This window comes from Paenibacillus sp. J22R160 (genome assembly GCF_059692135.1).
In genome coordinates this window covers 21,682-36,416 of record NZ_JCAUAU010000035.1, presented here as the reverse complement: position 1 = coordinate 36,416, position 14,735 = coordinate 21,682, and the positions used below count along the sequence as shown (strand labels likewise).

Annotated in this window: 8 protein-coding genes; all 8 read right to left on the bottom strand. The window is 47.3% G+C overall.

Annotation, left to right across the window (positions count from 1 at the left end; genetic code table 11):
* Positions 1 to 390: 390 nt before the first annotated feature.
* Complete coding sequence (locus tag AC58UW_RS32525) at positions 391 to 3,123, bottom strand: alpha-mannosidase (RefSeq protein ID WP_497424640.1); 2,733 nt, start codon at positions 3,121 to 3,123, stop codon at positions 391 to 393.
* Positions 3,124 to 3,126: 3 nt separating this feature from the next.
* On the bottom strand, positions 3,127 to 6,261 hold the full coding sequence (locus AC58UW_RS32520; RefSeq protein WP_497424639.1) for a beta-galactosidase: 3,135 nt from the start codon (positions 6,259 to 6,261) through the stop codon (positions 3,127 to 3,129).
* Entirely contained in the window at positions 6,258 to 7,577 is a 1,320-nt protein-coding gene (locus tag AC58UW_RS32515) for a glycoside hydrolase family 125 protein (protein ID WP_497424638.1), read from the bottom strand. Before AC58UW_RS32515 ends, AC58UW_RS32520 begins: the two co-directional genes overlap by 4 nt.
* A 54-nt stretch (positions 7,578 to 7,631) precedes the next feature.
* Entirely contained in the window at positions 7,632 to 8,549 is a 918-nt protein-coding gene (locus AC58UW_RS32510) for a carbohydrate ABC transporter permease (RefSeq protein WP_497424637.1), read from the bottom strand.
* Between the two features lie 29 nt (positions 8,550 to 8,578).
* The gene (locus AC58UW_RS32505) at positions 8,579 to 9,517 is read right to left on the bottom strand and encodes an ABC transporter permease (protein ID WP_497424636.1); all 939 of its coding nucleotides are present in this window, start codon (positions 9,515 to 9,517) and stop codon (positions 8,579 to 8,581) included.
* A 71-nt stretch (positions 9,518 to 9,588) separates the two neighbouring features.
* Positions 9,589 to 11,067, bottom strand: coding sequence for an ABC transporter substrate-binding protein (locus AC58UW_RS32500; RefSeq protein WP_497424635.1), 1,479 nt, complete (start codon positions 11,065 to 11,067; stop codon positions 9,589 to 9,591).
* 153 nt (positions 11,068 to 11,220) lie between these two features.
* Positions 11,221 to 12,741, bottom strand: coding sequence for a response regulator (locus AC58UW_RS32495; protein WP_497424634.1), 1,521 nt, complete (start codon positions 12,739 to 12,741; stop codon positions 11,221 to 11,223).
* On the bottom strand, positions 12,734 to 14,557 hold the full coding sequence (locus tag AC58UW_RS32490) for a sensor histidine kinase (RefSeq protein WP_497424633.1): 1,824 nt from the start codon (positions 14,555 to 14,557) through the stop codon (positions 12,734 to 12,736). The genes AC58UW_RS32495 and AC58UW_RS32490 overlap by 8 nt, the downstream gene beginning before the upstream one ends.
* Positions 14,558 to 14,735: the final 178 nt, after the last annotated feature.

Sequence of the window (14,735 nt, the reverse complement as noted above, 5' to 3'; positions counted from 1 at the left end):
GCATGAGTAGGGTTCCTTTCTTGGTGGTGTCGCAATCCCGAGAATACCCTACTTTTTTGCTGCCTGGCTAGGCTCCAAATCTTGGTACACAAACAATTTTACACCGTCTTCACCGATCCAACGCGGGACGGATTAACGGTAGATTTTCCTGTTATTCTGCTGGGCGGCGGCGGCGCATGAACTTTCTCATCGATCTGGGCAGAAGCGGCGGCAGCATAAACATTCCCATTGGGCTGGGCTGCTAATAGGACAACAGGCGATCTCCCTTCGACACGCGGCAGCTAAGTGTACGGCTGGTGGTACGCATACTTGTAATCAACGCCGATTACAGCTGAAAAAGGAGCTAAGCGCAAAAACCGCTTAGCTCCTTTTTTCAATCCATTATTTTACTCAGCGAGAAACCCCAATCGTCACTATTTCGCAAGGGCCAACAGGCAGAGTCATTCGGCCTGAAGCATCCGTATCTAGACGCTCGCCGTGCTCTTCCAAGATCGTGCTCTTATAGAAATAGTAATACGGCGTATTAGCATTGAGTTTCAATTCAGCCGCTTGCGATCTCATATTGTACCAGCGGAGCAGCAGATCGCCAGTGCCCTCATTCATTTTCAGCGAGGAAAATGCCATATCTCCGCCATCCCACGCGAATGGGGAGTACGTAGGCGCAATGCTTCCCGCGTGAACACCCGTCTGACTTAGCGTCCACGGGATTTGGAACTGATAAGCTTCCGCGTAAGCAGCAGACTGCATGTTTTGATCACCGCTATACGGAATGATCTCCATGCGAACTGTGTGCTCGCCTAAACATTGTGCCTCTGGCGTTGGGAACAAGCCCCAATCGCCAAGCTCGCCAACCGCACGAAGCAAGGTCACAGCAATCGTATTGCGTCCATCCTGCAGGACTTCGTATTCGTTCAAACCGAGGTTAGCGACGACAAGTCCTGCTCCCGCTTCATTAACATCAACAAATGCCTGCTGGTGCTGAGTATTGCTTGGATTTTCCCATTCCGCTGACGGTTTATTGCCCCGTTGCGGGATTTCAAACATAGAGTCCACCTGGTGAACACTCGTGTTCAAATCCGTAGGGAAAAGCAACCGCAGACGATGGTCTTTTGCCTTATTGTTAAATGTCGCTTCGATCTCTACCCCTCTGCCATGGCGGCTCAAAGAGACAACCGTACGAATGGTCATAGGCACCATACGTTTGGAACGCTGTGCTTTACGATGCGGGAAGTAAACCAAATCGCGCTGCTCTTCATCCAGCTTTTCATCGGCTGATGCAGGGATAGCCCATTCGTGAATGATTTCGATAGCAGCTTGATAAGCCGTATCTTGCAGCACACGAATCTGCGCAGCAGTCCCCTTCGTCGTAAGCGGCGTTTCTCCGTCCGGCTGTTTGTACATATATTCATTACCGATATCCCCGGTATTCTCATATACACCCAAATCTCGGTACGCACGGCCACTCTTTTTATCCAACAGGGCAAAAGAACCGTCATCCGCAATTGCGATTTTCAGCGCGGCATTTTCTAATACACGCTCTCCCGTAAGTAGTGAAGCCCCCGCAACTGTCGAATCCTTTTTCACCCAAGCATACGTTTTCAGACCTAAGGCAGGAACCTTCTCCGCTTCAAAAGTCAACTTCACCTTGCGGCTCATATACGGCTGACGGAACTTGTCATCCGGCAAATCGTAGCCGAACTGCAATCCGAGATCTTCCACGGTGCAAGAAAGCTCAATTCCCTGCTCATCTACGAGTACACGGCCACTGAGATCCGCTTCTTTAGCAAGGCGGCTTGCTTCTTCGAGTTTATACCCGTCACGGAAATACAGACGAAGCACATCAAGCTCTATAGTGACAACACCAGTACGTTCCCAACCAGTCGTATTGAATACAACCACTGGCAATGCATCCGAGCCTGTTTCCGCAAAGCTCGTAGTATCAACCGCTTCCGCAAGCGCGCGGGTGGTATCCTCGACAATCGATTCCGCCACGTGCCGGCTTTTCTCGAAACGAGTGATCATTTCGCGGTGCACTTCATCCACGCTGCAGCCGCAAATACTGTCATGCGGATGGTTCTGCATAAGTGTTTTCCAAGCATAAGTGAATAGATGATGCGGGTATTTGTCCAGGGCGCCTATGGCATGTGCGAAAGCAGCCAGTGGTTCAGCCACTTTCTCCAGCATCGCTTGCCCTAGCTGATTCATCTGTTTCAAATAAACACGCGCCGAAGCCGTGTTCACCAGCGTCGACCAACCGTCCGTGCGTTGGCTGCGAAGCTCGCCTTTTACCGTAGAAAGCTCATGATTCAAAGAACGCTGAACAGACTGCAAATAATCGTTAAAATTCGAATGAATAAATACCGTGTCAGGATGCAGCTCACGTGCGGTTTGAATGGCTTCCGGCAAGTCTAACTGGATCGGTTGATGATCGCAGCCATTCATGAAGAGCAGTTCGCTTGTCGAAGCGTATTTCTCAGCATCCGACAGCTTCCGCTCCCAGTACGCCTTCGCTTCTTCGAGATCTACAGGAACTTCATTGCCGTTGGAGTACCAATTGGCGAAAAGAATGCCGAGGACCTTGGAACCATCCGGTCCTTCCCACATCAGTTCTGAGAACGAGGATTCATAATCGCCGTCAGAGACGGTATTGTTAAAGCCTGTAGGTTTTACTCCACGGCCGAAAAGCGCGTTCGTAATACCGGATTGCTGCATCAATTGCGGCGTTTGGCCTACAAGCCCGAATGTATCCGGGAAATAGCCGATTTTGGCTACAGAACCGTATTTCCTCGCATCTTGATGCCCAATCTGCATATTGCGTACATTCGCTTCACCGCTAGTAAGGAAAGCATCCTGCAGAATATACCAAGGACCGATAATAATGCGGCCATCTTGGATATATTTTTCCAGTTTCCCCTTCTGATCGGGTCTGACTTGCAAGTAATCCTCTATAATAATCGTTTGACCATCCAAATAAAAACTGCGATAGTTCGGATCGTTATCTAATTTATCCAGCAAAGTATCCACCAACTTAACAAGGCGAACATGATGCTTCTCGTAAGGTAAATACCATTCCCGATCCCAGTGTGTGTGGGAAATGATATGAGCTGTTCTTTTGGCGCTCATGGCTTAGCTCCTCTCAATTTGAACTTCATCAGGTCGGTATACGGAAATAATTTCGCCTTCAGAATTTGCTGCAAAGAGCACAGAGCGCTCTTTCTCTAAGGTAAAGGCATAAGTTGCCCCGCTATCCGTATCTTTCACTTCAATGTCCGTGTCCCAGGCAAATTCGGATACAAATACATACAGGAAACCGTCCTTATAACGCAGCTTCCTTCCGTATACGCCAGCGATATCGCCGCCTTGTCTCCATTGCAAGCCGCTGTCGCAGCCTGCTGCTTGAATCGCGTAGCGATAGAGCTCAAGCACGGTGTCCGTCCGTTCGTTCAGCTCAACGGGCAGCGGACTCCAAATTAGCTTGCCGCGTCCAAGCGGAATCTCGACGACCGCATCTCCCCGGCTGCTATCTGCAGAGGATGAACCCGCTCCTGATCGCACTTCCTTAACCACCTCGGCAATGCGCCGCTGACCAAAGGATACCGGCAGCTTGGCGCCTTGCACTAAGAGCATTTCTTCCCGGCGCACATTCTGAAGCTCTGCTTCTCCTAGCTCATCGGTTAAGCGTGGCGCTTGCTTCCAGTAGGCGTCAAGGCTTATCGGACCCGTTGCAAGCAGCGTCGCACCCGTAGTCTTGACGATATCTAGCAGCTTATGCCAAGCCTGCTCATCGATATTATGCGCGCTCGGAAGCACAATCAGCTTCGGCGGTTGGTCCATAAGGACGTCCAGATGATACTCCGAAGCCGCTCGCAGCGGCATATTCATCTGATACGATAGCACGCGAATCATTCGCGTCGTGGCATCGAAAGCCAATTTCCGGTTCGAGAAATCGTTCGAATAGGGGAAAATCGCGGCAATGTCTTCCAGCGCCCGCTCCTCGAACAAGTCTCTGATTTCAGCCATGAACCGTCCGAAGTCGTAAGAAACATCGGCTTCCGGCTTCTCCGTTCCGTCTGCGCGAAGCGCACCGATATGCGATTCGTTCGCATTATCCATATAGAAGTTCGTATTCCAAATCCAATGAACGGCGCCAGCGCCGCCAGTAGCAAATGCATAGGCATATTTGCGTTCCAGCATACTCCGCAGCTCGTTCTCCGAGCGTTTGGCGCGTCCATCAGGAGTCTCTACGTACATAATTCCTGTTTCTTGAATAACATTAGGCTTGTTATGTGTTTTGGCAAAAATACCGTCCCAAACGAGGTTGTCGTTCAACCACCACGAATGAACAGTCGTATAGTCGACGGCTTCCTGGTAAAAGAACGGCGAAGGCCGCTGAGCGCCAAGCGCCTCGTCCTGGCCGACTACGACAAGGTGATTCGGACAGATTTCCTTGATCGTGTCGTAGAGCTCCTTCGCCCAGCGATTATGCATATCCATCGAGAACAAGCAGTAATCGAGCCAGCGGGTTCCCTTTTTGGCTCGGTGCATATCCTGCACATCAAAGTTGATTTCGTCCGCCTCAGGAATTATTGCTGCTTCGAAGGTTGGCAGCTGTTCAGGCGACATATTCCACCGCTCTTGCAGGATCTCAATGCTTTCGTGACGCTGCTTGAGCCAAACTGTGAAAGCAGCCTGCTCGAAAGAGTCCCGACTGGAACGAGGTCCATTCGCAAAAATCTGCGCCGGATCAAACATGGAAGGCTCATTGATCAAGTCCCAGTCCACGTGAGTAGACTCACGGTGACGCGACACAATGGAGCGGATAAAGCGCTTCTGCGCTTCTACACTTTGCGGGTCCAAATACGGGTTGACGCCTTCCCAAGTCTCCGGTGTAAAGGAGAAGAAGGTAAACGTCACCTGCAGATTGTGCTTTTTAGCCGTTAAGAAAAAGGCATCGATTGCTCTCAGCACTTCTTCGGAAGCATGGCCATCGACCTGCATCACATTCCGGTACGCCGTCCAAATGCCGGTGCGAATCCAGTTAATGCCCGCTTTCGCCATCTGGGCCATATCTCGGTCCCAAACGTCCGCGTTCGGCAGGAACAAGAATTTGCGAGCGACATCGGAGGTCATATACGTCATGCCGACAACTGGCAGTGGACGTCCATCTTTGATGAAATAATCGCGATCACAAGTGATTGGACTTCCTTCAGCGAGCAGAATCGGATCGTGGCCCCAAAAGCCCTGGCGAAGTGTGCGTTTCTCTCCATCCTCAGCCTCAGCTTCACACGTTACACGATACAAGCCGCGCTCAATCGTTATTGGCACTTGAATTCGCACAATATTGAATTCTTTGTTCACTGCAGCTGTCAGATGATGCGTCCAACTGGCCCCGGCGCCATCTTCGCGCTCTACAGTTAGATCAAACTTCCATGCTTTGGATGAGGCTTTGACTTCTGTTTCGTTCCTTGCCATAAGCTGCGTTTGAAGCGTCAGTACCGCATGCTCGCCAGGCTCATAGCTGGCATAATTCGGTTTGATCCACAGCTCCGTAACCCCTTTTGCGCAAAATGCCGCCCACGCGAGCAATGCCTTTGCTCCGCCATTGCTCCAGAACCCTGCGCTGAGTGGGACATTGACAAATAGCCAACGAGAACCCACATAATCGCCGCGGGTGTTTTCCCATAGAACAACAGGTGCAGCGACCTCGCGGCCTTCTTTGCTGATGCCCTTCAGGAGGGGATAAATCTGCGTGCTCATCGTTCCAGCTGCACCCATTTGATGAGGCAAATCACTGTTGCGCGTCGTATGCGGTACCATGTTCCATGTGTCGGCAATCGCGAACAATGATTCTTGTCCCTTCAGCAGCGGCACGGTTTCTAATGCCGCATAGCTGCGAATTGGGCTCGATTCGACCCGAAGCATCTCATGGATGAATAACTGCTGATGGTAAGCGGTTTGTTCCGCTTCCACCTGCCAGCCATCGGCTTCCCTGCGAACAGGCCGCTTGAAGGCTGCGCCGCCGACGCTTAGCAGTCCTCCGCCGCGTTTCAAGAACGCTAGGATTTCCAGCCAAGCGGATTTCGGGAAGTATGGAGCGTGCAGATTGACGAAGCACCCTCCCTCCGCTTGCCGAAGAGCTTCAGCAAGAGCGTCGGCACCTGCAAGGATTCCGCCTTGCGCTGCCAACTCTGCAGCCGGAACTTCGAGCGAAGCGCTGATCGGGAAATCAGGATCATAGAAAATGACGACAGGATGACTCATAGCAAGCCTTCCTTCATCGCTTTATACACGAGCTGGGAGAACAGACTGTTCGACCAAGCGAACCATTTTCGCGTAAAAATGGTTGGATCATCGACATGAAAGCCTTCATGCATAAATCCGGTGTCTGCGTCCGTCGCTTCGAGCATAGCGATCATCGCTATCTTCTCTTCTGCTGTGGAGGCCGTAATTCCTTGCATGGACAATGCCATATGCCAAATATAATTGTCCGGAGTATGCGGACTGCCGATCCCTTTCGCCACTTTACCTTCGAAATAGAACGGATTTTCCTTGCTGAGCGCGAACCGTCTTGTGTTCTGATAGATCGGATCGTCAGCAGATACATAACCCAGATACGGAATCGACATGAGTCCTGGCGTCCCCGCGTCATCCATCAAGCAGTAATTGCCGAAGCCGTCAGTTTCATAAGCGTAGATCGGCCCGAACTCCGGATGGCGATAGATGCCATAGAGCTTAATTCCGTGATCGATATCCGCTTCCAGCGCTTTCAGTTCATGTAAGAAGTCGATATCCCGGAACACCCACTCCGCGAACTCTTGCATATGACGCAGGGCCACAACCGCGAACATATTCGCAGGTACGTTGTAATGGAAATCGCAAGCATCGTCACTGGATCGGAAACCCGACCAAACCATACCGGTATAATTCACAGGCATCCCCAGCCCGTTATTGCGCAGCGAATCGGTCGGAATTCCGTTATTCCGCGTAAAACGATAAGGAGATTGCTCGAAGTGATGCTGTTCCGTTTTGAAAAGCTCAAAGATTGTGATCATCGCCGCTTTGAAGCCGGCATCGAAGATATCCGTTAGCTCTGTTTCCTTCCAATAGGCGTAAGCCAAACGCATCGAGAAGCACAAGGAATCAAGTTCAAATTTCCGTTCCCACACCCATGGCGACATATCCGTCTTATCTGCTTTGTTCCAATGCCAATCGTTCGCCGATTCGTTAAATGCGTTCGCATAAGGATCAATATGGATGTATTGAATATGCCTTTTAATTAATCCGCTAAGAATGCGCTGAAGATCCGGATCGTTTTTGGCAAAAGGCACATAGTGCATCACCTGTTCAACGGAATCGCGCAGCCATGAAGCAGGGATATCCCCCGTAATGACGAATGTCGTTCCGTCCTCCATTAGCTTCGTTGTCGTTTCCAGCGTATTGGGGAAACAGTTTTTAAATAATTGCAAAAGCTTAGGACGATGCGCCAGCTTCTCTTCGGCTTCCGCTAATACCTCTTGAATCGCCTGAGGCAATTCCAGCTTTGGCATTGGAATTTTCGGCAGTCTGAATTGTTCCATGGTAAGTCCTCCAAAATAGTTATGATTAACAAATGTTGTATGATTTCATCTGCATTACTCTTTTACTGCGCCGATTGTCAAACCTTGAATAAAGTACCGTTGGAAAAACGGATAAGCGAAGATAATCGGTCCCGTTGCAAGCACAACCATCGCCATTCGCGACGTATCTTGCGGCAGCGATTGCAGTAACCCCACGCCAATGGAAGGATTGCTTGTATTTTGCAGCAAGAACTGCATACTGTTCTCGATTCGCATCAGCATCGATTGCAGCGGCACTAGATGAGGTGAATCGATATAGAGCAGCGCATTAAACCAATCGTTCCAATAGCCTAGCGTACTGAACAAGCCGATCGTAGCTAGTCCTGGAAGTGAAAGCGGCAGCACCAATCTGACGAAAATACCAAATTCACCGGCGCCGTCGATTTTCCCAGACTCAATAATCGCATCAGGCACGGACGTGCTGAAGAAAGTCCGCATAATCATCATGTAGAACGCATTCCCGGCAAGTGGCAAGACCAATGCCCACAAGGAATCCTTAAGACCCATTAATTGTGTAACGACAATATAGGTCGGCACGAGGCCACCATTGAACAGCATCGTAAAAAAGGCGAAGAATCCGAAAAAATTGCGGAATTTAAAGCTTTTTCTTGATATCGCATAGGCAAACGTAGCCGTTAAAATCAAGCTAACAATCGTACCAACAACAGTCACAAGAATCGTGACCCCATAAGACATGAGCAGCTGATCTCCAGCCTTGAACAAATAACGATAAGCTTCCAAGCTCCATTTTTCAGGAATAATCCGATACCCATTGCTGCTTAGCGTCTTCTCATCCGTGAATGAGATAATCGTCACAAATAAAAATGGAAAGATACACGCCAAAGCAAAGACTCCTGCAACAAGGTTAAATAGAATATTCAACGCCGGCGGCAATTTATGAAAATCACGACTTTTCATCGGTTTAGCCATCATAATAAATTTCCTCCTTTCCATTCAACGTTTTAGAACAACGCATTATCTTTATCAAATTTTCGAACAATATAGTTGGAAGTCATAACGAGAATGAAGCCAATAACAGATTGATACAGACCAGCTGCCGTACTCATCCCGATTTCACCGGTAGATTTGAGGCCGCGGTAGACATATGTGTCGATAACATTCGTGACCGAATAAAGTGTTCCTGAATCTCTTGGCACCTGCAAGAATAATCCGAAATCTGCATAGAAGATACGACCGATCGCGAGCAGCGTCAGAATCGTCATCAGCGGCTTCAGCATCGGGAACGTGATGTGCTTAATTTGCTGCCATTTGCTTGCACCGTCAATCATCGCAGCCTCATAGAGTGATTTGTCAATTCCCATAATGGCTGCCAAATAAACAACGCTGCTATAACCTACAGACTTCCATAGATATACGAAGATAATAATAAGAGGCCAGTACGTTTTGTCGTTATACCACCGGATCGGATCGACTCCGAACGCTGAGAGAATATGATTGAGCATCCCTTTATCAAAGCTAAGAAAACTAAACACGAAGTAGCCTACAATAACCCAGGATAAAAAGTAGGGCAGAAACATCCCGGTTTGGTACAGCTTCGCCATCTTCTTGTTGACAATTTCCGATAAGACAATGGCTAATGCCACCGAAAGCACGAGCCCTGCAATAATAAATACAATATTGTACAGCAGTGTATTCCGCGTAATGATATAGGCATCATTCGTACTGAAAAGAAACTTGAAATTTTGCAGTCCGACCCATTTGCTTTCCACAATACTTGCCCAAAAGCCGTCTCTGCTATAGCGGTATTGCTTAAACGCAATCACCATGCCGGCCATCGGTAAATAAGAGAAGAACAGGAACCAAAGCGTCGCTGGCAATGCCATCAGCAGCAGCACTCTACTTTGTTTAACATCTTTTAGAAATGCTCCTATTCTATTCATACAATCACTCCTCACGACAAGATTAAAAAGATCAGGCGAATGGGTGACATTCGCCTAATCCGAATCTTATCTTATTTTTTGTTTGCGGCTTTCCAAGCATCGATCTGGCTTTGTGCTTCAGCCATGATTTTGTCCAGACCAGCTGCTTTGAACTTCTCGTTAGCTTGAGGAATGAATTTATCAGGATCAACGGTACCTGTCATCAAAGTTGCCCAGAACTCTTCTTTTACGTTTTGAACCGCAGCGATCTCAGCTGTCACTTTCGAAGGATCGAAGTTGAAACCAAGAAGCGGTGCCGGTACGCCCGTGTCATTAAACTTTTTGAACTCTTCCCATTTGTTTTCAGGATCTTTCTTGTCTTTGTATGTCAGTAGAACGTTACCAAGTGAGAAGGTTGGCATATCGTAGTTTTTGGAATCCGCCAAGTTCTCCATTTTATCGTTATCAAGCTTCTTGTAGTGAACGCCGTCAATTCCGGAATCAACCATATTGCGAAGAACTGGATCTGTATTCAGCAAGTTCAAGAACTCCATGACTTTCTCTGGGTACTTGGAATTAGCTGAGATGGCTTGCATGGAACCCATTACGGACCAGTTGTAAATCAAAGCTGGGCTTGCTTGCTTGGAGACCACGGGATAACCATAGCTAGCTGACCATAGGTTGTCTGCGAAAGGCTGGTTGGTCGCTTTGTCCGAGAACCATTTGCCCGTCACTTGAACATCGTTTAGAGAGCTAAGCGTTGCTGCTTCCGTCGGAATGTATCCTGCTTTGTAGTATTTGTTCATCGCTTGAAGCGCTTGCTTCATTTCCGGTGTATCCAAAATGTTTACGACTTTAAAGTCCGGATTGCCTACTTTCACAGCCATTGGCATTTTTTCAATCACATAGTCATATGGCACATAAGGCATGAACGTTTTGTCCACGGCTAAGCCATAGACGTTCGGTTCTTTTTCTTTAATCGCTTTCAGCAATGGCTCCAAACTTTCGATTGAATTTACGTTATCGATGTTTAAGTTGTATTTATCAACCAAGTTTTTGTTAAAACGCCATACGTCTTGTGCTGGAAGCTCTTTATTGGCTGGAACCCCATAGTTGTGGCCATCTACCTTAGAGCCGTTCAAGAAAGCTGGGTCCAATGCTTTTACAATACCTTGTCCATTTTTTTGAAGCAGCTCGTCAATTGGTTTGAAAGCGCCTTTACGTGCGTTTTGCACATAATCGAATGCCCATGAAGACGTGAACATAATGTCCATAGGTGTACCGGAAGCGGTCATGACCTGCATCTTTTGCGGATAGTCGCCCCAATCGATCATGTTCATTTTCACTGTTACGCCAATTTTCTGAGCCGTGTATTTACTAACTTCCGTCATGACGCGGTCAACGTCTTTTTGCGGTGTTCCGATCGTGTACCAAATTAACTCAACCGGTTTATCTGGCGTTCCCGCCCCATTCGTATCGCTAGCCTCTTTGCTTCCACATGCACTAAGTACCATTGAAGCTGCAAGCGTCAGTCCAAGTGTCGCAGTTAATCGTTTTTTGATTTTACTCATTTGTGTATCCTCCCTGTTCCGTGCTCTATTGTATACGCCCGAGGGGCTATATTTACAGTACCTCATGAAAGCATTTACAAATAGACGATAAATTAAATGTAACCATGTACAAATCAAAGAAAAAACAAAAAAAGGACTGCACTCCAGTTTTCCCTAGAGCAGTCCTCTATAATCAGTCGGGGATATTCCCACATACTTCTTAAATTGTTTATAAAAATAACCGACTTCCCAATACCCCACATCTTTGGCAATGACATGAACCTTCAAATTGGTGGTCTTGAGCAGTTCCTTCGCTTTCTCGATCCGGTACCGATTAATATATTCCGTAAACGACTCATTAATCTCTTTGTGGAACAACTGCCCTAAATATACCGGGTGAATATGATAATGTGCACCTAGCATTTTGAGCGAAAGCTCATCTGCGTACGATTCGTGGATATATTTCAAGACTTGCTGCACAATCGGACTTCGAACGTCGGATATTAATAATCCAACCGTCAGGTCAGCAACTTCCAGGATCGCATTTTCCACATCATCAAGCGTCTCAGAGCTCCTGATTTGTTGAAAAGCTTGGTTGTACACGTCTTGATCCTCGGTGTGGCGGATCGCTTTCAGTTCCATTTTAAAATGAATCACCATCTCAAAAGCAATATCCTGAACATCTTGCGGTGTAATTCCTGGCAAGGCCTGAATCCGCTTGAAATCATTTTGAATTTGCAGCTTTAAGTTTTCTTGATCCTTGCCAACGATAAGTTTGGCATAGGAGGACCAGTCAATGAGCGAGAAATCCGCCTTAGGATGACCTTCGTGGAACTCTAATTCGCTTGCATCGATCATGTAGAGCTCTGGGTATACCCAGAAATACTCCTGTGCTTTCTTCGCGCTTGTGTAACTTTCGCCTGTTTGTTCAGGAAGCTGCTCTATGCTGCCTACGGTGATTCGGAGTAAACGATCATGAAGCTCGATTTGAAATTGCCGAAGAATATTCTTTAACTCTTTTCTGCCGCGGTCCACATCATTCATAGCAGCAAGCAGCACGATATCTCCATCCATATCGTAGAAGGAAGTCAACCAGTCATAGGCTTCTAATCGTTGTGTGAGGTACTCAAAAACCTCGGAGGCATCGGATTCTGTTCGTACAACGGAGACAGCCATATATGAGCAATCTAGGTTGATACCCAGCAGATCCGCTCGTTCGTAGAATTCCGTCGGAGCAATCTGATGCGTCAGCCAACGCTGCAAGGTGTTATCCTTCAAAATTTGCTTGCTGTAAGCTTGAACCAAACGTGTCTCTTTAAAAGAGTTCAGCTTCTCAACCGTATTGTGAAGAGTTGCTTTCAGCTCTTTGATGTTAATAGGCTTCAGCAAATAATTTTCGATGCCCAGCATCATACCTTCTTTTAGATAAGTAAACTCATCGAATCCGCTGAGCACGATCACTTTCAAATCCGGGTGGCGTATCCTGGCATTGCGAATCAAATCCAACCCATTCATCACAGGCATGGAGATATCCGTCAACAAGATATCCACGGTAGTTTCCTGTAAAGCTTCCAGAGCCTTCTGACCGTTGCTTGCGTGCCCGACAATTTCAAGATCAGCTTCTGCCCAATCGATGATGTCATACAAGCCTTCAACAATAAATGGTTCATCATCAACAATGAAAACCCTAAACATCGTAATCCTCCTTCCCGCCGTCTATTGGCAGCCATACATCAACGGTCGTTCCATGCCCTGGCGTGCTTCGCAGATCTAAGCCATATTTACTTCCATAGAGAAGCTTCAGTCGTTGATGAATGCTTCGCAGACCAAAAGATTCTTCTTCCGACTCATCCACTTGTAGGAACTGCTCGATCTCTTTCAAACGATCTGGCGTTATCCCGTTCCCGTTGTCTATCACTTGAACGTGCAGGAATTCCTCCACTTGATTTACTCGAATGAGCAGCTCATTGTCGGTACTCTCGTTTCGCAACCCATGCACGATGTAATTTTCAATAATAGGCTGCAGCGACATTTTCATGATACGAATAGGAGCAAGCTTCCGGTCCCATTCCATTGCATACGTAAATTTATCTTTGTATCGAATCTGAAACAGCTCCAAATACAAGCGGCACGCTTCGAGCTCGTCCTTCAACGTGTATATTTTCTTCTGCTGGACAAAGCTTCGGAATAACGCTGATAAGCTGTAAATCATTTCGCCGACGTCATGAGCACCTTGTGAAATCGCCCTCATGCGAATCACTTCTAGTGTGTTATATAAAAAGTGAGGATTAACGCGGGCTTGCAGGGCCGTTAATTCCGTATGCTTCTGCTTAATGTCCGCTTTATATACCCGGTCGATATATTGGTTCAATTCGTCGATCATTTCGTTAAAACTGCGGGAAATCTGGCCTAGCTCGTCCTCTCGTATGTCCTGAATTCGTACGGTCAAATCGCCTTGTTTAACCTTCCGCGTGAAGCGGATAATCAGGTTAGTACGCTTAGCGACATTCAGCACGACCAACGACGGCAGTAAAATTGCGATAAAAATACAAACCGCACTAATTGAAAAAATCGTGCTCCCAATTCGCCACGAAGAAGCTGAAAGCTCCTCTTTGGGCATCAGGCCGACGACGATGAAATCCCCTTTGGCTTGCGTAAGCTTCGACACATAATTCGTTTTATTCATATCGCTGCGCTCGTACATCGCATTCACTTGATCCATATACGGGTAGGCCTTGCCATAATACTGATCAGAGGAGTCGAACAATACACCTCCCTCTGACGACAGAACGAGAATCGTCCCCTTCAGCTCTTTCTGCTCATCGGATAACACTTTCCAAATGCTGTCCGAGTTGAAATACACAAGCTGCTGACCTATGTTTTTCAACGTTTGTCTATCATTGATTGGCGTCCGTACGGCATATAAATGGTTATCCCATTGATCCGCGGCTTCGCGCACCCAAATATTCGGAAGCGAGACGCTCTTGCTATCGAGCGCCATTACTTCCGGAATATAAGAATGAGCCGCGTTCGTGGTTATCATCCGCATCGGCCGACTGTGACTTAATACGTATAAGACCTGTTGATCCACGCTGTATAACATCAAATTGCGAATATCCTCGTCATCTTCCACGTGGTTTTTGAAATACTCCAACCCATCATTCCATGTGCTGTTTCCGCCTAAATTATTCTGTTCAAGGCTATGCTGCACATATTCTTGAAAGGGGTGCTGCAGCATGAAGGATACGCCCGCAGCCAGCGAACTATCCCGATATAATCCGAATAGAATGGACTGCGCCGAATCATATTTCTGCCCTAAATAAGTATTAACGTTCATCATGGCTTTCTTTTGTATATCCAGCTCACGATTGATTGCGGCTTGCGACATCGAATGATACATGAATATGGAAAAGGAAATAATCGTAATAATCGTAATCAGAGAGAACAGGAGCAGCAATCTCATGAACAAGTTATTTTTCAAATATGCTAGGTTAAATCTCACGAACCCCATCCGACCATCATCTCCTGCTGTTAATCCGGTTCATTATATCATGTTGGGAGCTAGACAGGAAAAACAGATGCATGAGCCAGTTACGCATCTGATAAAACATGAGATTCTCGTTGACAAACATGAAACTAGATTTTATATTAGTTTAGATGATATCGATAATCATTATCAATTAATGAGT